This is a genomic window from Phenylobacterium sp. GW823-FHT02A09, from assembly GCF_058797775.1.
The window spans coordinates 91451-109682 of sequence record NZ_JBXAJZ010000006.1 but is presented as its reverse complement, the minus strand read 5'-3'; the positions used below and the strand labels follow the sequence as shown (position 1 = coordinate 109682).

General features: G+C 69.0%; 24 protein-coding genes. 12 read left to right on the top strand and 12 right to left on the bottom strand.

Annotation, left to right across the window (positions count from 1 at the left end; all coding sequences use genetic code 11):
- Positions 1 to 28: 28 nt before the first annotated feature.
- The 3 genes from AC1Q87_RS21615 to petA are packed head-to-tail and all read right to left on the bottom strand — an operon-like array spanning position 29 to position 2764.
- Positions 29 to 877: a cytochrome c1 gene (locus AC1Q87_RS21615; protein WP_492610888.1), complete on the bottom strand. Its 849-nt coding sequence runs from the start codon at positions 875 to 877 to the stop codon at positions 29 to 31.
- Between the two features lie 7 nt (positions 878 to 884).
- Positions 885 to 2204, bottom strand: a complete 1320-nt coding sequence (locus tag AC1Q87_RS21610; protein ID WP_436062691.1) for a cytochrome b — start codon at positions 2202 to 2204, stop codon at positions 885 to 887.
- A gap of 5 nt (positions 2205 to 2209) precedes the next feature.
- Positions 2210 to 2764 (bottom strand): ubiquinol-cytochrome c reductase iron-sulfur subunit, encoded by a 555-nt coding sequence (gene petA / locus AC1Q87_RS21605; protein ID WP_436062692.1) that lies wholly within the window; start codon positions 2762 to 2764, stop codon positions 2210 to 2212.
- Between the two features lie 229 nt (positions 2765 to 2993).
- Here petA and AC1Q87_RS21600 point away from each other — a divergent pair, with 229 nt between their 5' ends.
- Together AC1Q87_RS21600 and hemF are read left to right on the top strand one after the other, a co-directional pair.
- A complete protein-coding gene (locus tag AC1Q87_RS21600; RefSeq protein ID WP_492610887.1) occupies positions 2994 to 3461 on the top strand; it encodes a tRNA (cytidine(34)-2'-O)-methyltransferase in 468 nt (155 codons plus the stop codon).
- A 12-nt stretch (positions 3462 to 3473) separates the two neighbouring features.
- Positions 3474 to 4352 carry an oxygen-dependent coproporphyrinogen oxidase gene (hemF, locus tag AC1Q87_RS21595; RefSeq protein ID WP_492610886.1) on the top strand — a complete coding sequence of 293 codons (879 nt, stop codon included), beginning with the start codon at positions 3474 to 3476 and terminating at the stop codon, positions 4350 to 4352.
- 69 nt (positions 4353 to 4421) lie between these two features.
- On the opposite strand, the gene AC1Q87_RS21590 is transcribed toward hemF, so the two are convergent.
- From AC1Q87_RS21590 to AC1Q87_RS21570, 5 genes are all read right to left on the bottom strand, one after another.
- Entirely contained in the window at positions 4422 to 5120 is a 699-nt protein-coding gene (locus tag AC1Q87_RS21590; protein ID WP_492610885.1) for a glutamine amidotransferase-related protein, read from the bottom strand.
- Between the two features lie 158 nt (positions 5121 to 5278).
- Entirely contained in the window at positions 5279 to 6493 is a 1215-nt protein-coding gene (locus tag AC1Q87_RS21585) for a CCA tRNA nucleotidyltransferase (protein WP_492610903.1), read from the bottom strand.
- Between the two features lie 26 nt (positions 6494 to 6519).
- Positions 6520 to 6795, bottom strand: coding sequence for a hypothetical protein (locus AC1Q87_RS21580; RefSeq protein ID WP_492610884.1), 276 nt, complete (start codon positions 6793 to 6795; stop codon positions 6520 to 6522).
- Positions 6788 to 7402: a CoA pyrophosphatase gene (locus tag AC1Q87_RS21575; protein ID WP_492610902.1), complete on the bottom strand. Its 615-nt coding sequence runs from the start codon at positions 7400 to 7402 to the stop codon at positions 6788 to 6790. Before AC1Q87_RS21575 ends, AC1Q87_RS21580 begins: the two co-directional genes overlap by 8 nt.
- 23 nt (positions 7403 to 7425) lie before the next feature.
- Positions 7426 to 8001, bottom strand: a complete 576-nt coding sequence (locus tag AC1Q87_RS21570) for a DUF1285 domain-containing protein (RefSeq protein ID WP_492610883.1) — start codon at positions 7999 to 8001, stop codon at positions 7426 to 7428.
- A gap of 125 nt (positions 8002 to 8126) precedes the next feature.
- Here AC1Q87_RS21570 and AC1Q87_RS21565 point away from each other — a divergent pair, with 125 nt between their 5' ends.
- From AC1Q87_RS21565 to AC1Q87_RS21555, 3 genes are all read left to right on the top strand, one after another.
- Positions 8127 to 8525: a DUF1801 domain-containing protein gene (locus AC1Q87_RS21565; protein ID WP_492610882.1), complete on the top strand. Its 399-nt coding sequence runs from the start codon at positions 8127 to 8129 to the stop codon at positions 8523 to 8525.
- 14 nt (positions 8526 to 8539) lie between these two features.
- Complete coding sequence (locus tag AC1Q87_RS21560) at positions 8540 to 9574, top strand: AraC family transcriptional regulator (RefSeq protein WP_492610881.1); 1035 nt, start codon at positions 8540 to 8542, stop codon at positions 9572 to 9574.
- A gap of 83 nt (positions 9575 to 9657) precedes the next feature.
- Positions 9658 to 10572 carry an alpha/beta hydrolase gene (locus AC1Q87_RS21555; protein ID WP_492610880.1) on the top strand — a complete coding sequence of 305 codons (915 nt, stop codon included), beginning with the start codon at positions 9658 to 9660 and terminating at the stop codon, positions 10570 to 10572.
- Here the strand turns inward: AC1Q87_RS21555 and AC1Q87_RS21550 are convergent.
- Complete coding sequence (locus AC1Q87_RS21550; protein WP_492610879.1) at positions 10562 to 11047, bottom strand: GNAT family N-acetyltransferase; 486 nt, start codon at positions 11045 to 11047, stop codon at positions 10562 to 10564. The two genes, AC1Q87_RS21555 and AC1Q87_RS21550, sit on opposite strands and share 11 nt — an antisense overlap.
- 248 nt (positions 11048 to 11295) lie before the next feature.
- Between AC1Q87_RS21550 and AC1Q87_RS21545 the strand changes: the two genes are divergently transcribed.
- The 4 genes from AC1Q87_RS21545 (at position 11296) to AC1Q87_RS21530 (ending at position 14566) form a co-directional block, all read left to right on the top strand.
- On the top strand, positions 11296 to 12555 hold the full coding sequence (locus tag AC1Q87_RS21545) for an MFS transporter (protein WP_492610878.1): 1260 nt from the start codon (positions 11296 to 11298) through the stop codon (positions 12553 to 12555).
- Positions 12556 to 12587: 32 nt separating this feature from the next.
- Positions 12588 to 13523: an SDR family NAD(P)-dependent oxidoreductase gene (locus AC1Q87_RS21540; RefSeq protein WP_492610877.1), complete on the top strand. Its 936-nt coding sequence runs from the start codon at positions 12588 to 12590 to the stop codon at positions 13521 to 13523.
- Positions 13524 to 13621: 98 nt separating this feature from the next.
- Complete coding sequence (locus AC1Q87_RS21535; protein ID WP_492610876.1) at positions 13622 to 14185, top strand: hypothetical protein; 564 nt, start codon at positions 13622 to 13624, stop codon at positions 14183 to 14185.
- A 96-nt stretch (positions 14186 to 14281) separates the two neighbouring features.
- Positions 14282 to 14566 (top strand): hypothetical protein, encoded by a 285-nt coding sequence (locus AC1Q87_RS21530; RefSeq protein WP_492610875.1) that lies wholly within the window; start codon positions 14282 to 14284, stop codon positions 14564 to 14566.
- A gap of 3 nt (positions 14567 to 14569) precedes the next feature.
- Here AC1Q87_RS21530 and AC1Q87_RS21525 read toward each other — a convergent pair whose 3' ends face one another.
- Positions 14570 to 15172, bottom strand: a complete 603-nt coding sequence (locus tag AC1Q87_RS21525; RefSeq protein WP_492610874.1) for a GNAT family N-acetyltransferase — start codon at positions 15170 to 15172, stop codon at positions 14570 to 14572.
- Positions 15173 to 15243: 71 nt separating this feature from the next.
- Between AC1Q87_RS21525 and AC1Q87_RS21520 the strand changes: the two genes are divergently transcribed.
- Positions 15244 to 15642, top strand: a complete 399-nt coding sequence (locus AC1Q87_RS21520) for a hypothetical protein (protein ID WP_492610873.1) — start codon at positions 15244 to 15246, stop codon at positions 15640 to 15642.
- A 130-nt stretch (positions 15643 to 15772) separates the two neighbouring features.
- On the opposite strand, the gene AC1Q87_RS21515 is transcribed toward AC1Q87_RS21520, so the two are convergent.
- A complete protein-coding gene (locus AC1Q87_RS21515; RefSeq protein ID WP_492610872.1) occupies positions 15773 to 16210 on the bottom strand; it encodes a tautomerase family protein in 438 nt (145 codons plus the stop codon).
- A 95-nt stretch (positions 16211 to 16305) separates the two neighbouring features.
- On the opposite strand from AC1Q87_RS21515, the gene AC1Q87_RS21510 reads away from it, so the two are divergent.
- Positions 16306 to 16857: a TetR/AcrR family transcriptional regulator gene (locus AC1Q87_RS21510; protein WP_492610871.1), complete on the top strand. Its 552-nt coding sequence runs from the start codon at positions 16306 to 16308 to the stop codon at positions 16855 to 16857.
- Between the two features lie 214 nt (positions 16858 to 17071).
- Here the strand turns inward: AC1Q87_RS21510 and AC1Q87_RS21505 are convergent, their stop codons facing one another.
- Positions 17072 to 17494 carry a MerR family transcriptional regulator gene (locus AC1Q87_RS21505; protein WP_492610870.1) on the bottom strand — a complete coding sequence of 141 codons (423 nt, stop codon included), beginning with the start codon at positions 17492 to 17494 and terminating at the stop codon, positions 17072 to 17074.
- 44 nt (positions 17495 to 17538) lie between these two features.
- On the opposite strand from AC1Q87_RS21505, the gene AC1Q87_RS21500 reads away from it, so the two are divergent.
- Entirely contained in the window at positions 17539 to 18225 is a 687-nt protein-coding gene (locus AC1Q87_RS21500; protein WP_492610869.1) for a cation diffusion facilitator family transporter, read from the top strand.
- Positions 18226 to 18232 lie beyond the last annotated feature (7 nt).

Below are 18232 nucleotides of genomic sequence, written 5' to 3'. Positions count from 1 at the left end.
TCTCGTATCTCGCTGGAGGCGGCTCGCCCTAGTGGGCGACGTTCTTCCAGATCTTGCGGTAGCTGGCGTACAGCAGACCCGCGAAGATGAAGAGGTAGATCATCGCGGCCATGCCGAAGGCCTTGCGCTCTTCCATCTTGGGCTCGGAAGCCCAGGCGATGAAAGCCGCAACGTCCTTGGCTTGCTGGTCCAGCGTCGACTTGGTGCCGTCGTCGAACGTCACCTGGCCGGCCGCCAGCGGCGGGGCCATGGCGATGAAGCCGCCGGGCGGAACCTTGTCGTGCGGGCCCGACCACGCGGCCGACACGTCGCCGTTCATGTACGGGTTGTAGTGCTGGCCGGTGCCGACCTTCAGACCCGCGGGCGGGTTCTTGTAGCCGGTGAGCAGCGAGTAGATGTACTGCGGCCCGTGGTGACGCGCCTTGGCCATCACCGACAGGTCCGGCGGGAAGGCCCCGCCGTTCGAGGCCCGCGCCGCCGCTTCGTTCGGGAAGGGCGACGGGAACTTGTCGGCCGACGTGCCCGGACGATCGATCACATCACCCGTTTCCGAGTCGATGTCCTTGATCTGATAGTCCTTGGCGATCGCCTTAACGTACGGGTTGTCGTTCGGGTTCTTGTACTTCGGATCGTAGAACGGCCCGCCCTTCTGGCCGAGGTTCCGGAAGTACATCAGGTTCATCGAGTGGCAGGCCGAGCAGACCTCCCGATAGACCTTGTAGCCCCGTTGCAGCTCGGCCTGGTCGAACTTGCCGAACGGACCTTCGAAGCTGAATTCAACGTGCTTGGGCGGCAGGGCGCCACCGGCGGCCTGAGCCGCCGGAGCCGCGAGAATGGCCAAGCCAAGCGCCGCGAGCGCGATACCTTTACGCAGCATCTGAGGCTTAACCCCTCTTTTCAGGCGAAGCCGCGGCGCCGGCCGGCGCGTTGGCGGGATGCGAAAGCACAGGTTCACTGATCGATTCCGGCAGCGGAAGCGGGGTCTCGGTGAGGCCCAGGATCGGCAGGATGACCATGAAGTAGGCGAAGTAGTAGAGGGTCGCGACCCGCGACAGCCACACCATCGAGTTCAGGTCGGCGTCGAACAGCTTGAAGGTCGACAGACCCGGGATCACGTGGTTGTCCGGCAGCTGACCACCGCAGTAGCCGAGCACCAGGCAGGCCAGCAGGAAGATGAAGAAGTACAGCTTCGCCGTCGGCCGGTAGCGCATCGAGCGCACCTTGGAGGTGTCGAGCCAGGGTAGGACGAACAGCACCGCGATGGCGCCGAACATCAGGATCACGCCGCCCAGCTTGTCGGGAACCGCGCGCAGGATCGCGTAGAACGGCAGGAAGTACCATTCCGGAACGATGTGCGCCGGGGTCACCAGCGGGTTGCCGGGAATGTAGTTGTCGGCGTGGCCCAGGGCGTTCGGGTTGTAGAACACGAAGGTCGCGAACAGGATCAGGAACACCACGATCGCGAAGCCGTCCTTCACCGTGTAGTACGGGTGGAAGGGAACGGTGTCTTCCTTCGACTTCACGTTCACGCCGGTCGGGTTGTTGTTGCCCGGGACGTGCAGCGCCCAGATGTGCAGGCCAACGACGCCCGCGATCATGAACGGCAGCAGGAAGTGCAGCGAGAAGAAGCGGTTCAGGGTCGGGTTGTCGACCGCGAAGCCGCCCCACAGCCAGGTGGTGATCGCTTCGCCCACGACCGGCAGCGCGCCGAACAGGTTGGTGATCACGACGGCGCCGTGGAAGGACATCTGACCCCAGGGCAGCACGTAGCCCATGAAGGCGGTGGCCATCATCAGCAGGTAGATCACGCAGCCCAGGATCCACAGCACTTCGCGCGGAGCCTTGTACGAGCCGTAGTACAGCCCGCGGAACATGTGGATGTAGACCGCGATGAAGAACATCGAGGCGCCGTTGGCGTGCATGTAGCGGATCAGCCAACCGTAGTTGACGTCACGCATGATGCGCTCGACCGAGGCGAAGGCATGGTCGACGTGCGGCACGTAGTGCATGGCCAGCACGATGCCGGTGACCAGCTGGATGCCGAGGCAGACCGCCAGGATGCCGCCGAAGGTCCACCAGTAGTTCAGGTTCTTCGGGGTCGGGAAGTCGATCATCGAGTCGTACGCCAGGCGCACGACAGGCAGACGGGTGTCGAGCCAACGCTCGATGCCGGTCTTCGGTTCGTAATTGGAATGTCCGCTCATCTGGGTCAGCCCACCTTGACCTTGGTGTCGGAAAGGAAGGTGTAGTCGGGCACCGCCAGGTTCTTCGGCGCCGGCCCCTTACGGATGCGGCCCGAGACGTCGTAGTGCGAACCGTGACACGGGCAGAACCAGCCGCCGTAGTCGCCGCCGCCGAACGTCGGCACGCAGCCGAGGTGCGTGCAGGTGCCGACCAGCACGAGCCATTGGGCCTTGCCCGGCTTGTGACGATCTTCGTCCTTCTGCGGATCGGGCATGCTCGCGCTGTCATCGCCAATGGCCTTGGCGATCTCCGCGCCAGTCCGATTGCGAATGAACAGCGGCTTGCCGCGCCACTTGATGGTGACCTGCTGGCCTTCCTCGACCTTGGTCAGGTCGAATTCGACCGACGCCAGCGCCAGCGTATCGCCGGACGGGTTCATCTGGTCGATGAACGGCCAGGCGAGGCCCGCGACAGCGCCGCCGGCCGCAGCCGCCGCCGCAATATGAATAAAATCACGCCGGTTCGGGTCGTCGCCCGCGGCATGCGTATCGGGATTTGCGCCCGCGACGGTGTCGGCCACCTTAAAGCTACCCTTCGTTTGCGGCCGCGTGCCCGCGGCCCGTCAGACCACTACGGATAATTCCGGAGTGATCCCGCCTTCGACCCCTGCCAGCGGTTCTGGTAAGGGCCACCGGAACTGAACGCTGGCGCCGGGCAAACCCGCGGAAGACAGTCGGATTGCATCTCGCACCCCGCCCTTCCGTGATTCGCCCCTGGCCCCGGCTAATCCCGTGGCTGGACCGCTTAGAATGCTGCTCGCGCTTTTTCAACCGGACATTCCGCAAAACCTTGGCGCGGCTCTTCGCCTCGGGGCCTGTATGGGGGTGCCCGTACACGTCATAGAGCCTTGTGGTTTCCCGCTTTCCGACAAGGCCATCCGCCGTGCGGCGATGGATTACGGCGAGCCCGCCGATGTCGTGCGCCATGCCGGATGGAGCGATTTTCAGGCCGCCAAGGGGGCCGCTCGCATAGTGCTGTTCTCCACTAAGGCCGCGCAGCCATTGCATGATTTCGCGTTCCAGCCCGACGACATCCTGTTGTTCGGCCGCGAGAGCCTCGGCGTTCCTGACGATGTTCACGACTCCGCCGACGCCCGCGTCTTCATCCCGCTGACGCCCGGTCGGCGCTCGCTCAACGTCACGGTCTCGGCCGCCATCGGCCTTTCCGAGGCGTTGCGGCAGACCGATCAATTTCCTAAGCCCGTGCAAATTTCCTAACTGCGGTACGCGATGACCAACATTTCTCCCGAGATCGAAGCCCGGCGCGACCGCGCCAAGGAATGGTTCGAAAGCCTGCAGACCCGGATCTTCGCCGAGCTCGAGCGCCTGGAAGAGGAAGCCCCGGCCGATCTCTATCCTGGCGAGCCCGGTCAGTTCGAAGCTCGCCCCTGGACGCGTGAGACGGGGACCGGCGGCGGGATCGGCGGCCACCTCAAGGGCCGGCTGTTCGAAAAGGCCGGGGTCCACACCTCTGCGGCCCTGGCCCGCTTCTCGCCCGAGATGGCCGCCCAGATGCCGGGCGCCGACAAGGACCCGACCTACGTCTCGGCCAGCATCAGCCTGATCGTGCACCCGCGCTCGCCGCGCGTGCCGACCGTGCACATGAACACCCGCTTCCTGTCGACGGCCGAGAGCTGGTTCGGCGGCGGCGCCGACCTGACGCCGATGCTCGACGTCCAGCGCAGCCAGGAGGCCGACGACGCGGTGCTGTTCCACGCCGCCATGCAGGCCGCCTGCGATCCCTTCGATCCTGAGTGGTACGGCAAGTACAAGGCCTGGTGCGACGAGTACTTCTACCTACCGCACCGCAAGGAGACGCGCGGCGTCGGCGGCATCTTCTACGACCGCCACAACAGCGGCGACTTCGAAAAGGACTTCGCCTTCACCCGCGCGGTCGGCGACGCGTTCCTCGACGTCTACCCGAAGATCGTGCGCCACCGCATGGACGAACCCTGGACCGAGGCCGACCGCCACGAACAGCTGGTCCGCCGCGGCCGCTACGTCGAGTTCAACCTGCTCTACGACCGCGGCACCATGTTCGGCCTGAAAGCCGGCGGCAACATCGACACCATCCTGTCCTCGATGCCGCCGATGGTCAGCTGGACATAGCACGGCGCCGTTCCCTCGCCCCCTTGGGGGAGAGGAGATGACAGGTCCCTCGCCTGGCTGACGCGGCGCCTACGCCATCTCGATGAACCGCTGCAGCCAGGCGCCGACCCGCAGGCGGTCGTCGGGCTGCTCGTAGCTCATCACCGCGCGGTCGGCCTCTTCTAGCGTCAGCCGCGTCCCGCGCCGGGTCTCGATCAGCGCCTTGGCGTAGTCGGGTTCGAACTCGGGATGAAGCTGCAGCGAGATCGCCCGGTCTTCGCCGTAGTCCAGCATCCCCACCGGACAGAAGTCGTTGCCGCCGATCACCTTGGCGCCGGGCGGCGCTTCGACAACCTGGTCCTGGTGCGACCCCGGCACGGCGATCGGCTCGGGGCTGTCCATCCAGCCGCGCGCGGCGCCCATCCGGTAGCGCTGCAGCCCCAGTCCCCAGCCGTTCGGCGACTTGACCACCTTGCCGCCGAAGGCCTGAGCCATGATCTGGTGGCCGAAGCAGATCCCGACCAGCGGCGCTTGGCCCTTGGCGGCGCGCAGGAAGTCCTCCAGCGGCGCGATCCAGGGTTCGGGGTCGTACGCGCCCGCCGACGAACCGGTGACCAGGTACGCCCCGCACGCGTCCACGCCCGCCGGCATCTCGCCGGCCGCCACGTCGAACACCGCGTAGTCGTAGGCGCTCTCGCCGAACAGCCGCCGGAACATTGACGGATAGCTGCCGTACCGGCCGCGGATCTCCTCCGGCGGCGCGCCGGTCTCCAGGATGCCGAGTTTCATAGCTGCTCCCGTGACTTACAGAGATGCTCCCCCGCTGGGGGAGCTGTCAGCCAGCGGCTGACTGGGGGGACTTTGACTCGAGCGATTTGAGCGCAGTCCCCTTCCGTCTCGATGCGGTGCATCGATCCGCCTCCCCCAGCGGGGAAGGAACCTTGATTTCAATAAGCCATGCCCTGCGCCACCGCCTTCAGCTTCTCGATCGCCGAGAACTTGTCGTCGATGAAGTCGTGGTCGATCCACCAGTCCTCGACCTCGCGCAGCACCTGGCCGACCATCGGCCCCTTGGGCACGCCGGACTTGAGCACGTCCTCGCCGGTCAGCGGGAACGGCGGCGGGGTCCAGCTCTCGGCCAGGGCCAGCAGCCCGCGCCACTGGTGCGTGGCGGCCGAGCGCTCCGAGTGGGCCCAGGCCAGCTTGATGCGGTCGCTGAACGCCTGCACGCCGATCCGATAGACCGCCCGGCGGCTCTCGCGTGGGCTCATCCACGAGGTGATGCGCGGGGTCTTGCCCATCGCCGCCACCAGCCGGTCACGCTGGTCGTTGGAGAGCCGCAGGCCCTCGGCCGCCTTGCCGACCCCGACCTCGTTGTCGGGCAACAGGGTCGCCAGCCGCAGCAGCGCGTCGCAGGTGAACAGCTGCTCGGCCTCGACCTCGACCAGCTGGTTGAAGGCGCCCAGGTCCGTGGCGCTCGGCAGCAGCTGGGTCAGCACGCCGGTCTTGGCCATCAGCGCCGTCGCCGGACGCGGGTCGTAGGCGGCGACCAGCTTCAGCAGTTCCTTGGCCACCCGCTCGGCCGCCAGGTTGCCCATCAGCTCGCGCCCGGCCTCGCAGGCGGCCAGGGCCGCGGCGTCCGGCTCGCCCTTGCCGTACCAGGCCACGAACCGGAAGTAGCGCAGGATGCGCAAGCTGTCCTCGGCGATGCGGGTCGCCGCCTCGCCCACGAACACCAGCCGCCCGGCCTGGGCGTCGGCCACGCCGCTCCCCGTCGGGTCGGTCAGGTTCCCCAGCCGATCGGCATAGACCGCGTTCATCGTGAAATCGCGCCGCTGGGCGTCCTCGGCCCAGTCCTGGGTGAAGGCCACCACAGCGCGGCGCCCGTCGGTCTCGACGTCGCGGCGCAGCGTCGTCACCTCGAACGGCTGGCCGCCCACGATGGCGGTGACGGTGCCATGCTCGACGCCGGTCGGCGCGACCTTGATCCCGGCCGCCTCCAGCGCCTTGGTCGCCTGGTCCGGCGTCAGGGTGCAGGCGATGTCGACATCGTCCACCGGCTGGCCCAGCAGGGTGTTGCGCACCGCCCCGCCGACGAACCGGGCGCATCCGGGGCCGCCGGCCGCCTCCAGCGCCTCCATCACCGGCGCTGCGGGCTTCATCCAGGGCTTTTCGCCGATGCTCTGCGTCACTTTGCGGGCGCCTTCTTCTCGAAATGTCCCGGCGCCACGTGTCCGCCGGCCTCCACTTCCGCAGGAACATAGGTCTCCCCGCGGTTGTCGCCATGGAAAAGACCGGTCGCCAGCAGCGAAACCGCCAGCAGCGCGCCGGCGATCGCCACCAGCCAGGTCCAGGGGGTCGAGCCCATCGGCCGTCCCGTGCGCAGCGCCACCTCGCGCCACACGAACCAGATGACGAACGGCGCCGCCACCAGCAGCAGACGCGGGGCCAGCTCCCTAAGCAACCGCCGCCCCATAAAGCCGGTCGTAGAGCGCCCGCAGCATCCCGGCCGTCGCGCCCCAGATGAAGCGGTCCTCGTGGGTCATGGCGTAGAAACGGCGCAGCTGCCCGTCAGGGCCCTGGCGCTCGTGCTGTTCGTGATTGGCCGGGTCCATCAGGAACCCGAACGGCGTCTCGAAGATGTCGGCCACCTCGGCCGGATTGGCGGTCAGCGAGAAGCCCGGCTGGATGAACCCCACCACCGGCGTCACCAGGAACCCGGTGCCGGTGCGATAGGGCGAGGAGAGCCCCGCCAGCGTCACATAGTCCGGCGCCAACCCGACCTCCTCGTGCGCCTCGCGCAGGGCCGTCACCGGGCTGGTCTCGCCGGGGTCGCAGCGGCCGCCCGGCAACGCGATCTGGCCGGTGTGGCTGCGCAGGGTGTCGGCCCGCCGGGTCAGCAGCACCGAATAGCCGAAGGGCCGCTCGATCAGCCCGACCAGCACGGCCGCCGGCTTCAGGCTCACCGGCTCGTTCGGGAACGCGTTCGGCCCCAGGTCGAAATCCGACGCGGCCGTGCTCGCCGGCTCGCCGTCGAGCGGGTCGAGATGACCGGCGATCCACTCGCGCATCTCGTCCGGCGGCGCGTGCGGGCTCACAGCTGGTGGGCCCCGGCCGGACCGACCGGGAACCAAGCGCCGTTCGATTCGACCCCAAGACGCGGCCCCTCGGGCGTGTCGCGCTCCTGCGCCAGCTCGACCAGCTCGTAGAACACCGGCCGGGCGATCAGCGCGTCCAGTCCGCGCCGCACATGCAGATAGGGCCGCGGCTCGCCGGTGGCGGCGTCCATCTCGACCCGGATCTCGTTGTCCGGCCCGGCGACCACCTCGTCGCCGACATTGGTCAGGAACTTCAGCCCCTCGCCCTCGCGGTCCACGCGGGTGGCGATAAACGGCGCGTCCTCGACTGTGATCTTCATCTTCTCCACCGGGGTCACCAGGTGGAAGCCGTCCGGGTCCTTGCGCAGCACCGTCGAGAACAGCCGCACCAGCGCCTCGCGCCCGATCGGCGATCCTTCGTGGAACCAGGTCCCGTCCTTGCGGATCACGATGTCGATCTCGCCGCAGTGGGCGGGGTTCCACAGGTGCACCGGCGGCAATCCGCGACCAGGCGCCTGCTTGGCCGCCGCGATCACGCCCTCGAGGCCGGGCTTGGTTGTCGTCTCTCCCATGCAGCAAAGGTAAGGACCCGCGCGCGCCGCCTCAACGGCGTTCTTCGACAAGCTGCGAGGTTCGCCCGGCTCGACATCGCCGCCCTGATCGCCGCAAGGTGGCGCCGTCGCCGAAGGACACGCCCATGACGCCGCCCGAAAGCCCCTCCGCCTCCGCCGAGATCGACGCCCGCATCGCCGCCCTGGGCGACTGGCGCGGCCAGACCCTGGCCCGCGTCCGCGCCTTGATCCATCAGGCGCTCCCCGAGGTGGTCGAAGAGGTGAAGTGGCGCGGCACGCCGGTCTGGTCGCACGACGGCATCATCTGCACCGGCGAAACCTACAAGGCCTACGTCAAGCTGACCTTCGCCAAGGGCGCGGCCCTCGACGACCCGGCCGGACTGTTCAATTCCAGCCTCGACGGAAACGTCCGCCGCGCCATCGACATCCCGCAGGGCGCGGCGCTGGACGAAGCGGCCTTCAAGGCCCTGGTCGCCGCCGCCGCCGCGCTCAACAGCGCGTCGAAGAAGCCCCGCAAGGCCTGACGGCTCCGCTGCCGATGTCCCTGACCGATCTCGACATCGCGCTGCGCGGCGCGGTCACGGTTCTCGCCGTCCTGGTCGCGGCGCTGATGCTGCGCGACCATCGCGGCCAGGCGAGCGCTCGGCTGGCGGCGGTCTTCGCGCTCGGCGTGGCCGCCCATGCCTGGTGCGCTGCGCCGGGTCTGGCCGCCACCACCGGCTGGCTGCACGCCGTCCTGCTGGCCATCAGCGCCGGCAACGCCGTCGTCGGCTGGCTCGTTGCGGCCTCGCTGTTCCGCGCCTCGTTCCGCCTCCGGTCCTGGCACGGCGCGGCCTGGGCCGCGCTCGCCACGCTCGGCTTCGCGGCCGCCGCCCCCGGCCTGGCCGAGGACGCGATAGGCGGCCTGCGGCTGGCGGTCACCGCCGCGGTCCTCCTGATCTCCGCCGGCGCCCTTACCGAGGTGTTCGCGACCTGGCGCGACGACTTGGTCGACGACCGCCTGCGCCTGCGCCTGATCGTGGTGGTCAGCCTGGCGGCCGCCACCATGCTCAACGCCGGGCTGTTCGCCGTGCACGGTCCCTCGCCCCGCGCCGACCTCGCCAGCCTCGCGTCGATCTCCGCCGTCCTGGCCGGCTTGGCCGCGGTCTCCTGGGGCCTCTTGAACCTGCAGGCCCGCGAACTCTTCGACAGGCGGCCCCGCCCGGCGCGCGGCGATGCGGCCCCGCCCCTCGTCGCCGAGCGTCTCGAAAAACTGATGACCCAGGAGCGCGTCTACCGCGAGGACCTCACCATCGGCCGCCTCGCCAAGCGCCTGGGCATGCCCGAGCACCAGCTGCGCCGCCTGATCAACGACGGCCTCGGGCACCGCAACTTCTCGGCCTTCGTGAACGGCTATCGGATCGCCGAGGCGCAACAGGCGCTGGCCGACCCCACCCAGGGCGAGGTCTCGATCCTGACCATCGCGCTCGACACCGGCTTTTCCTCGATCGGGCCCTTCAACCGCGCCTTCAAGGCCCAGACCGGCGTGACGCCCAGCGCCTATCGCCGGTCCGCCCTGCCCGGCCCCGCCTAGCGGCTAGCCGATTTCGAAATCGGCCAGACCGGCCGCCCGACCTCGCGCAGACCTCGCCGAACCACCCGTTCGATGAGGCTCCGATGTCCCTGAAATCCACCTGCCGCACCCTGCTGTGTGCGCTGCTCGCGCTGACGCTGCTGCCGACCGCGCCGAAGGCGGCGCCCCCCGCGCTGGACCCGTCCGGCGCGCCGCCGCTGTCGCGCTTCCAGGCGCGCGACGGCGCCGCCCTGGCCTATCGTGCCTATCCGGGCGGCCGCCGGGTCGCGATCCTGCTGCACGGATCGGCCGGACAGTCCCTGACCATGAACCCGCTCGCCAAGTCGCTGAACGCCGCCGGGTTCAGCGTCTACGCGCCCGACGTCCGCGGCCATGGCGCGTCGGGGCCCAGGGGCGACATCGCCTATATCGGCCAGCTGGACGACGACCTGGCCGACTTCGCCGCCGTGGTGCGGCGCGAGCATCCCGGCGCCGACATCGCGCTGATCGGTTTCTCGGCCGGCGGGGCCTTCGCGCTGCGCGTCGCAGGCGGAGCCGATCAGGACCTGTTCGACCGTTACATCCTGCTCGCGCCGGCGATCCCCTTCCCCTCGAAGATCGCCCGCCGCGGCGGCGGCTGGGCGCATATCGACGTGCCCAGGATCGTCCTCATCATGGGGCTCAATCGCCTCGGCCTGCACGGCTGGGACGGGGCGAAGGTGGCGCGGTTCGACGTCCCGCCGCAGGTCGCGGCGCTGATGGCCCCGACCTACTCCTATCGCCTGGCGATGAACTACGGCGTGCGCGACCATCGCGCGGCCTTGCGCAACGCCCAGCGGCCGCTTCTCGTGCTGGTCGGCTCGAAGGACCAGCAGTTCTACGCCGAGCGCTACGGTCCCGAGTTCCGCGCCGCAAATCCGAGGGTCCGCGTGCAGCTGGTCCCGGGCCTCGACCATGTCGGCCTGGTTACCCAGACGGATGGCCTGCGCGCGATCACCGCGGCCGCCCTCAGGCCGTGACCGGCCCGTCCAGATGGTCCACGCCGCGGGCCAGCACCCGGCGCTGGTTCACCGGCCCGGGCATGCGCACGCCCTTGCAGGGCGCGGCCGAGAAGCCGAAGCGGCTGAAATAGGGCTCGTCGCCGACCAGCAGCACGGGATAGCCGGCGGCCTGGGCGGCGGCGCAGGCGCGCTGCACCAGCTCGCCGCCGACCCCGAACTTGCGGCCCTCGGCGCGCACCGCCAGCGGTCCGAGGAAGATCGCGGGCGTGCCGCCCACATGCACCTTCCACATCCGCACGACGCCGACCAGCCGCGCGCCGTCCCAGGCGCAGAACGACATCTCGGGGCGGAACTCGGCGAACTCGCGCACGCGCTCGGACGACTTCACGAAGCGGCCCGGACCGAAGGCGTGGTCCAGCAGCGCCTCGATGGCGTCGGTGAAGGCGGGTTGTTCTGGGGTGTAGGACAGGGCCGGGTCGGCGGGATCGATCATGAACGTCTTTGCGATGCGGGAAGCGGCGGGGTCCGCCGCCATACGCGCAACGGCGCCGGCGAGCGGGGCTCTAGCTGGCGCGGCGGGCGCGCCCGGTTCGTCGCTGGCGTCGCATGGACGTGTTCCAGATCGTTCACAGGAAGCGCGGCGCATAAGGCCATGACAGCCCCGCGTCAATCGCGCGTTGCGGCGCAGGTCGTCGCGGTCCAAGTTGCGCGGCCTTTGCAGTCCCCGAGTGCCGAGCTCGCATGTCCGATCAGACCGACGCCGCCGACCAGCCGACCACCGCCCGCGAGCTCCTCGCCCACCGCGACTACATGCTGTTCTGGTCGACCCGCGTCGCCTCGACGCTCGGCGTGCAGATCCAGAGCGTCGCGCTAGGCTGGCAGGTCTACGCCGTCGCCCGCCAGACCCACAGCGTCGCTGAGTCGGCCTTCTATGTCGGCATGATCGGGCTGGTGACCTTCATCCCGGTGCTGCTGCTGGCCCTGTGGGCCGGCGAGGCCGCCGACCGCTACGACCGCAAGCGCATCCTCCAGCTCTGCTACGCCGGCGAGATCGCCTCGGTGCTGCTGCTGCTGTCGGCCAGCCTGTTCGGCTTCGCCACCATTCCGCTGCTGCTGGGCGTCGCCGTGCTGTTCGGGACCAGCCGCGCCTTCATGGGGCCGGCCGGCACCGCCATGGGACCGATGCTGGTGCCGCGCAGCCTGTTGCCGCGCGCCATCGCCTGGAACTCGCTGGCCTGGCAGGGCGGCTCGATCATCGGCCCGGCGCTGGGCGGGGCCCTGGTCTCGATCTCGCCGGCCGTCGCCTACGGCACGACCAGCGGCCTCTATCTGATCGCGGTGCTGACCGTCTCGCTGATCGCCATGAACACCAAGCCGGTGACCCAGGCCGGCTCGCGCTGGACCCTGATCAAGGAAGGCCTCGGCTACGTCTGGCACAACAAGATCGTCTTCGGGGCGATCTCGCTGGACCTGTTCGCCGTGCTGCTCGGCGGGGCGACCGCCCTGCTGCCGGTCTATGCCCGCGACATCCTGCATGTCGGCGCCGAGGGCTTCGGCATGCTGCGCGCCGGCCCGGCCATCGGCGCCACCCTGGTGGCGATCTGGCTGGCGGCCAATCCGATCCGCACCAAGGCCGGGCCGATCATGTTCGTCGGCGTGGCGATCTTCGCGCTCGCCACCATCGTCTTCGGCCTATCGCAGACCTTCTGGCTGTCGGTCGTGGCCCTGGCCGTGCTCGGCGGCGCCGACATGCTCAGCGTCTATGTCCGCCAGACCCTGGTGCAGATCGTCACCCCCGACCAGATGCGCGGCCGCGTCGCCGCCGTCTCCTCGCTGTTCATCGGGGCGTCGAACGAACTGGGCGAGTTCCGCACCGGCGTGGCGGCCCGCTTCATGGGCGCGGTCGCGGCCGCGGTCTCGGGGGGCGTCGCCGCGTTGATCGTCACCGGGGTCTGGGCGAAACTGTTTCCCGCCTTGCGCAAGGCCGACAGGCTCGAATAACAACGACGCTATTCTTTTAGGGAGATTGATCGATGGGTTCGCTTTCAGGGAAAGTTGTTCTGGTCACCGGCGGCGGCAACGGCATTGGCCGTGACTGCGCGCTGATCGCGGCGGCCGAAGGCGCGAAGGTCGTGGTCAACGACCTCGGCGGCGGTTTGAAGGGTGAAGACGAAGGCTCGGCGGGTCCCGCCGAACAGGTCGCGCAGGAAATCCGCGCCGCGGGCGGCGAAGCGGTTTCCAACTCCGACAGCGTCACCGACCTGGACGCCGTCTACGGCATGGTCGAGCAGGCCAAGAAGGAATTCGGCGGCCTGCACGCGGTCATCAATCCGGCCGGCATCCTGCGTGACGTCATGTTCCACAAGATGACCGAAGCCGAGTGGGACTCGGTCATCGCGGTCCACATGCGCGGCTCGTTCAACGTCGCTCGCGCCACCATCGAGCTGTTCCGCGAACAGAACGACGGCGCCTACATGTTCTTCACCTCGACCTCGGGTCTGCTGGGCAACATCGGCCAGGCCAACTACGGCGCGGCCAAGATGGGCATCGCCGGCCTGTCGCGGATCATCGCCATGGAAGGCGCGCGCAACAACGTGCGTTCGAACTGCCTGGCCCCGGTCGCCTGGACCCGCATGACCCAGTCGGTGCCGGTGAAGGACGAAGCCGCCGCCGCCCGCCGCGCCGTGATGGCCGAGAAGATCCGCGCCGACCAACCGGCCCGCTTCTCCGTCGCCATGATCACCCCGGCCGCGGCCAGCGTCTCGGGCCAGGTGTTCGGCGCCTCGGGCGAGAACATCATCCTCTACAGCCAGCCGCGTCCGATCGAGACCGTGACCAAGGAAGAAGGCTGGACGGTGCAGTCGATCATCTCGGAAGCCATTCCGAAGATGGAGCCGAAGTTCACCCCGCTCTCGCGCCCGCCGCTGGCGAGCCAGGGCGGCGACGCGGCCCCGGCCAAGGCCGGCTGATCGGCCAGGTAGCTTAGAACTTCAAGGCGGCGGCTCCTCTCAGGGGCCGCCGCTTTTCTTTAGGTTGCATACTGCGCCGCTACGCGCGAAGCTGCGCCATGGGCAGCCTTTCCTGGATCGGCCTCAAGGGCCTCGACCGCGCGCAGGCGCTGGACCTCCTCGGCATGACCGAGGCGCCGCCGTCCCGTCGCCGGCACACCGCCTCGATCGGCCAGTCGCCAACCGGCTGGACGATACTCCTCTCGATGGACTCGCGCTTTGCGTCGGAGGAACGGCTGCTGCCGCTCTCGAAGACCGGCGCCGTGGTCGGCTGCCAGCTCTCCGAGACCGTCATGTGCGCGACGACGACGCTCTACGACGGCGGGCGGATCGTCTGGCGCGTCGACTACGATTGCGAGAACGGCGCGCCCACGGTCACCGGCGTCCCGCCGGCGGAGTATCAGGCGATCCATGACCGCTTGGTCGCCGAACAGGCCGCCGAGGACGCCAGCGACGACGAATTGAAGGTCGACCTGATCTTCGACGTTCCCATCGAACTGGGCAAGGCGGTGACCGGCTATCGCCACGACGAGGCTGGCGGCGCCGAGTTCGTCGCCGTCGAGGCGCCGCAGGCGGCCCGCAGCGGCGGATGGCTCAGCCGGCTGTTCGGCGCCAAGGGCTGATCGCCGACTGGTTGCGCCCGCGCAATCGCTTACGCCGCAAGGATTTCTGGCCCGAAACTTGCTTAACGCCAGGCGTCCTTTCGTCAGGAGCGCCCCATGTCCGTGAGCAGCGTCGGCCCCGCCAGCTGGTACGCCCAGCCGCCCTCCCCCGCCGGCAAGGCCAAGGACAGCGAGGACGCCGGCAAGCTGCGCATCGAGGAGCCGGCCAGACCCGACCGGATGCTGACGCCGGAAGAGGAAGACAAGCTCAAGAAGACCCTGGCGAACATGGCCGCGGGCGACTTCCAGAAGATCCTGCAGGAAGACGCCCAGCGCGCGGCCGACAAGCGCGCGCAGGAGGGCCGCGATCCAGCCGGCGCGATTGTCGACCTGCGCGTCTGAGCCCTAGAGCCGGTGGGTGCGCACCCACTCCTCGCGCGTCAGCTCCCAGTAGATCGAGCGCCGCGTCGTCCCGTCGGGCCGCACGCTGTCGGTCTCGCCCATCCGCCGAAAGCCCGCCGCATCGATCGAGGCGGCCGAGCGCACATTGTCCAGCGCCGCGGTGAGGGCGATCAGCCGCACGCCCAGATGCTCGAACATGAAGGCGATCGAGCGGGCGACCCCGCTCTTGCCGCTATGCGAGTTCTGCAGGTCCGCCCGCCGCGCGCCGGCGATCTCCGCCGCCGAGCGGTCCGGCCAGACCGTGAACCGCGAGTAGCCGGCGACCTCGCCGGCCTCATCCAGCGAGACGCTGAGGATGCACTCGCCCTTCCGCCGCAACACCTCGCTGTCCTCGACCCAGCGGCCGACGTTCGTCTCGTTGATCGGCCGCGGCAGGTCGTAGATCGGATCGGACACCTTCGGATCGGCCAGCAGCGCCGTCAGCCCGGCGACATGCTCGGATCCGGCGATGATCATCGCCGGACCGCCGACGCTGCGCACCGCCGCGCGGATCGCCGCCTCTTCCTCCGGGCTGACCTCGAGCACTGTCCTGGGCGGCGCGCTCATCGCTGTCTCCTCCGCGATCGGCCGGTTGGCCCGGCCTTTGCTCCAGCCTAGCCCAGTCAGGGAGCGTACGCATGCAAGTCGGCAGTTCCAGCCTCGCCAACAGCCTTTTCTCGACCGATACGCTGAGCAAGATCGGCCAGCTCGGCAAAACCGACTCGGCAAAACCGACCGCCGCGGCCGAAGCCGCGCGCAAGGCCGAGCTCTCAAAATCCAGTCAGCGCGCCGTCCTCGACGAGATCCGCGAGAAGGGCATCTACGCCTGGGCCCAGGAGCAGAAGCTCGAGAAGCTGAGGGAAAAGATCGAGGCCGAGGTCAAATCCGCCAATCCCGACGCCGACGCCGCCACCGTCGAGAGCGAGGTCGCCCGGCTGGTGAAGGAGGCCATGGAACAAGCCCTCAAGACCGAGTCCGCCGAAGCCGCCAAGCGCGGCGAACCGGCCAAGCCGATGATCATCGACATCTCGGTCTGAACATCCCACCGCTCACCCCGGCGAAGGCCGGGGCCCAAGCCGAGTCAGCGGCCGCGCTTCGCTTGACGACCTGAGTGCAACGGATACCCCGCTTGGATCCCGGTCTTCGCCGGGACGAGCGGTGGCGGGGTCACACCATCTCCCGCGGCCCCACCGGACTGGGCTGGTTCTCGGTCCGCCAGCGGATCTCGTCCTCGGTCCCCGGCAACGGCGGGCGATAGCCCTGGATCGACCACAGCTCATAGGACGTCTCGTCGATGTGGTATTCCCAGTTCAGCCCCCGGTCGCGGACGTAGGGCGCCAGCGCTGCGTCGGCCATCTGGATGAACTTCGCCCTGATCTCGGGGGTCGGCATGGTCCGGGCGATGTGGTCGACCCAGATGCGCACGAAGTTGTCCGTCGGTTCGCCGCCGATGAAGAACGAATCGGCGGCGACCTCCTGGAACACCACCCCGACATAGAACTTCGGCAGGCCGCGGGCGTAGAGCGCGGTGATCGCCTCCGACAGCCCCTTCTTGTCCTCCAGGCTGAACGCCCCGACCGGGTGATAGATCTTCCAAAGCGGCATCGAACAGCTCCCTTGCCTGCGGCCCAAGCGCCGCCTTGACTTCAATAATGATGATTGTCATCATTGAATCCATAGGGTCGTCAAGAGGCAAGCCGATGAAGATCAGCAAGGCGCAGGCGCAGGAGAACCGCGAACGCATCGTCGGGGCCGCCTCGACCCTGTTTCGCGAGCGCGGGCTGGACGGGGTCAGCGTCGGTGATCTCACCAAGGCCGCCGGCTTCACCCACGGCGGCTTCTACAATCACTTTACGTCCAAGGACGCCCTGGCCGCCGAGGCCGTGGAAAGCGCCTTCGCGACCATGGCCGGCCACCGCGAACGCGCCCGCGACCTGACCGAAATGCTCACCCACTATCTGTCGCAGGCCGCCCGCAAGGCCCCTGGCAGAAGCTGCCCCGCCGCCGCGCTCGGCGGCGACGTCGGTCGCGGATCAGGCGAGCTGAAGACCGCCTTCGCGGGCGGCGTCGAGCAGATGATCGCGTCGGTCGAGGCCCGACTGCCCGACGGTCCCGACCGCCGCCAGCGTGCGCTCGGCGTCGTCACCCGCATGGCCGGCGCCCTGATGCTCGCGCGCGCCGTCCCCGACGGCCCGCTGGCCGACGAACTGCTGGAGACCAACCTCAAACTGGCGATCGCCGAGGCGCAGTGAAACGTCGACCAAGACCCCTCTCCCCGCTTGAGGGGGGAGGGTTGGGGTCAAGCGGCGCAGCGGCGCCCTCCAGCCTCGGTGACGCCGCCATACTCCCGCTCACCCCGGCGAAGGCCGGGGCCCAAGCCGAGTCAGCGGCCACGCCTCACTCGGCGATCTAAGCGTACCGGATAGCCCGCTTGGGTCCCGGCCTTCGCCGGGATGAGGGGGGTTGTCAGTGCTCCCCGCCGCAGTGCGAATGATCGGCCAGCGCCTCGATCACCCGGCACTCGCCCACTTGGCCGTGGCTGCAGGTCGCCAGCATCCTGGTCAGTTCGCCCTTCAGCGCCGTGAGCTTGGCGATCTTCTCCTCGACCGCCGCCAGGTGCCGGCCGGCGATCTCGTCGACCGGCCCGCACGACCCGTCCGGCCGGTCGGAAAGCTCCAGCAGCGTGCGCAGGTCCTCCATCTCGAACCCCAGCTCGCGGGCGTGACGGATGAAGCTGAGCCGCCGCACGTGGCCCGCATCGTACAGTCGCCGGTCGCCCTCGCTGCGCGGGGGAGCGGGCATCAGCCCGGCGCCCTCGTAGAAGCGGATGGTGGTCACTTTCACGCCGGCCCGGCGCGAGAGTTCGCCGATCGAGATATCGCCCGCCATTCGCCGCTTGCTCCTACAGTGACTATAGGATCCATCACTTAGGCATGACCTACGAGATCGTCCACCACAAGGCGCCGCCGCCCGCTCCCGAAGGGGCCGCCTGCTCCACCGCCGGCTGCGGTTGCGAGGCCACCGCCGCCGCCGTCGAGAACGGCTCCCCCGCCTTCCGCCGCGCCGTCTGGATCGTGCTGGGCCTTAACGCCGGCATGTTCGCGCTGGAGGTGGTCCAGGGCCAGCTCGCCGGGTCCATGGCCCTGCAGGCCGACGCCCTCGACTTCGCCGGCGACAGCGCCACCTACGGCCTGTCGCTGTTCGCCCTGAGCCAGAGCCTGTCGTTCCGGTCGAAGGCCGCTCTGGTCAAGGGCGTCAGCCTCGGGCTGATGGGCGTCTACGTGCTCGTCGCCGCCCTCTGGCGCACCTTCGTCGAGGGGTCGCCCGACGCGGTGACGATGGGCTGGGTCGGCGCGCTGGCGCTCTCGGCCAACGTCATCTCCGCCCTGCTGCTGCTGCGCTTCCGCGACGGCGACGCCAATGTCCGCTCGGTCTGGCTCTGCTCGCGCAACGACGCCATCGGCAATGTCGCGGTGCTCTGCGCCGCGGGGATCGTCGCCTACACCGGCACGAAATGGGCCGACCTCGCCGTCGCCGCGATCATGGCCAGCCTGTTCCTCTCGACCGCCTCGTCGATCATCAAGCAAGCCCGCGGCGAGCTGAAGCTCCAAGCGGCCTGAAGGCACG

Excerpts from the sequence above, each read along its gene's own strand:
- AC1Q87_RS21615 (WP_492610888.1), bottom strand. The coding sequence starts at position 877 with ATGCTGCGTAAAGGTATCGCGCTCGCGGCGCTTGGCTTGGCCATTCTC.
- AC1Q87_RS21610 (WP_436062691.1), bottom strand. The coding sequence starts at position 2,204 with ATGAGCGGACATTCCAATTACGAACCGAAGACCGGCATCGAGCGTTGG.
- AC1Q87_RS21600 (WP_492610887.1), top strand. The coding sequence starts at position 2,994 with ATGCTGCTCGCGCTTTTTCAACCGGACATTCCGCAAAACCTTGGCGCG.
- hemF (WP_492610886.1), top strand. The coding sequence starts at position 3,474 with ATGACCAACATTTCTCCCGAGATCGAAGCCCGGCGCGACCGCGCCAAG.
- AC1Q87_RS21590 (WP_492610885.1), bottom strand. The coding sequence starts at position 5,120 with ATGAAACTCGGCATCCTGGAGACCGGCGCGCCGCCGGAGGAGATCCGC.
- AC1Q87_RS21585 (WP_492610903.1), bottom strand. The coding sequence starts at position 6,493 with ATGAAGCCCGCAGCGCCGGTGATGGAGGCGCTGGAGGCGGCCGGCGGC.
- AC1Q87_RS21575 (WP_492610902.1), bottom strand. The coding sequence starts at position 7,402 with ATGCGCGAGTGGATCGCCGGTCATCTCGACCCGCTCGACGGCGAGCCG.
- AC1Q87_RS21570 (WP_492610883.1), bottom strand. The coding sequence starts at position 8,001 with ATGGGAGAGACGACAACCAAGCCCGGCCTCGAGGGCGTGATCGCGGCG.
- AC1Q87_RS21565 (WP_492610882.1), top strand. The coding sequence starts at position 8,127 with ATGACGCCGCCCGAAAGCCCCTCCGCCTCCGCCGAGATCGACGCCCGC.
- AC1Q87_RS21560 (WP_492610881.1), top strand. The coding sequence starts at position 8,540 with ATGTCCCTGACCGATCTCGACATCGCGCTGCGCGGCGCGGTCACGGTT.
- AC1Q87_RS21555 (WP_492610880.1), top strand. The coding sequence starts at position 9,658 with ATGTCCCTGAAATCCACCTGCCGCACCCTGCTGTGTGCGCTGCTCGCG.
- AC1Q87_RS21550 (WP_492610879.1), bottom strand. The coding sequence starts at position 11,047 with ATGATCGATCCCGCCGACCCGGCCCTGTCCTACACCCCAGAACAACCC.
- AC1Q87_RS21545 (WP_492610878.1), top strand. The coding sequence starts at position 11,296 with ATGTCCGATCAGACCGACGCCGCCGACCAGCCGACCACCGCCCGCGAG.
- AC1Q87_RS21540 (WP_492610877.1), top strand. The coding sequence starts at position 12,588 with ATGGGTTCGCTTTCAGGGAAAGTTGTTCTGGTCACCGGCGGCGGCAAC.
- AC1Q87_RS21535 (WP_492610876.1), top strand. The coding sequence starts at position 13,622 with ATGGGCAGCCTTTCCTGGATCGGCCTCAAGGGCCTCGACCGCGCGCAG.
- AC1Q87_RS21530 (WP_492610875.1), top strand. The coding sequence starts at position 14,282 with ATGTCCGTGAGCAGCGTCGGCCCCGCCAGCTGGTACGCCCAGCCGCCC.
- AC1Q87_RS21525 (WP_492610874.1), bottom strand. The coding sequence starts at position 15,172 with ATGAGCGCGCCGCCCAGGACAGTGCTCGAGGTCAGCCCGGAGGAAGAG.
- AC1Q87_RS21520 (WP_492610873.1), top strand. The coding sequence starts at position 15,244 with ATGCAAGTCGGCAGTTCCAGCCTCGCCAACAGCCTTTTCTCGACCGAT.
- AC1Q87_RS21515 (WP_492610872.1), bottom strand. The coding sequence starts at position 16,210 with ATGCCGCTTTGGAAGATCTATCACCCGGTCGGGGCGTTCAGCCTGGAG.
- AC1Q87_RS21510 (WP_492610871.1), top strand. The coding sequence starts at position 16,306 with ATGAAGATCAGCAAGGCGCAGGCGCAGGAGAACCGCGAACGCATCGTC.
- AC1Q87_RS21505 (WP_492610870.1), bottom strand. The coding sequence starts at position 17,494 with ATGGCGGGCGATATCTCGATCGGCGAACTCTCGCGCCGGGCCGGCGTG.
- AC1Q87_RS21500 (WP_492610869.1), top strand. The coding sequence starts at position 17,539 with ATGACCTACGAGATCGTCCACCACAAGGCGCCGCCGCCCGCTCCCGAA.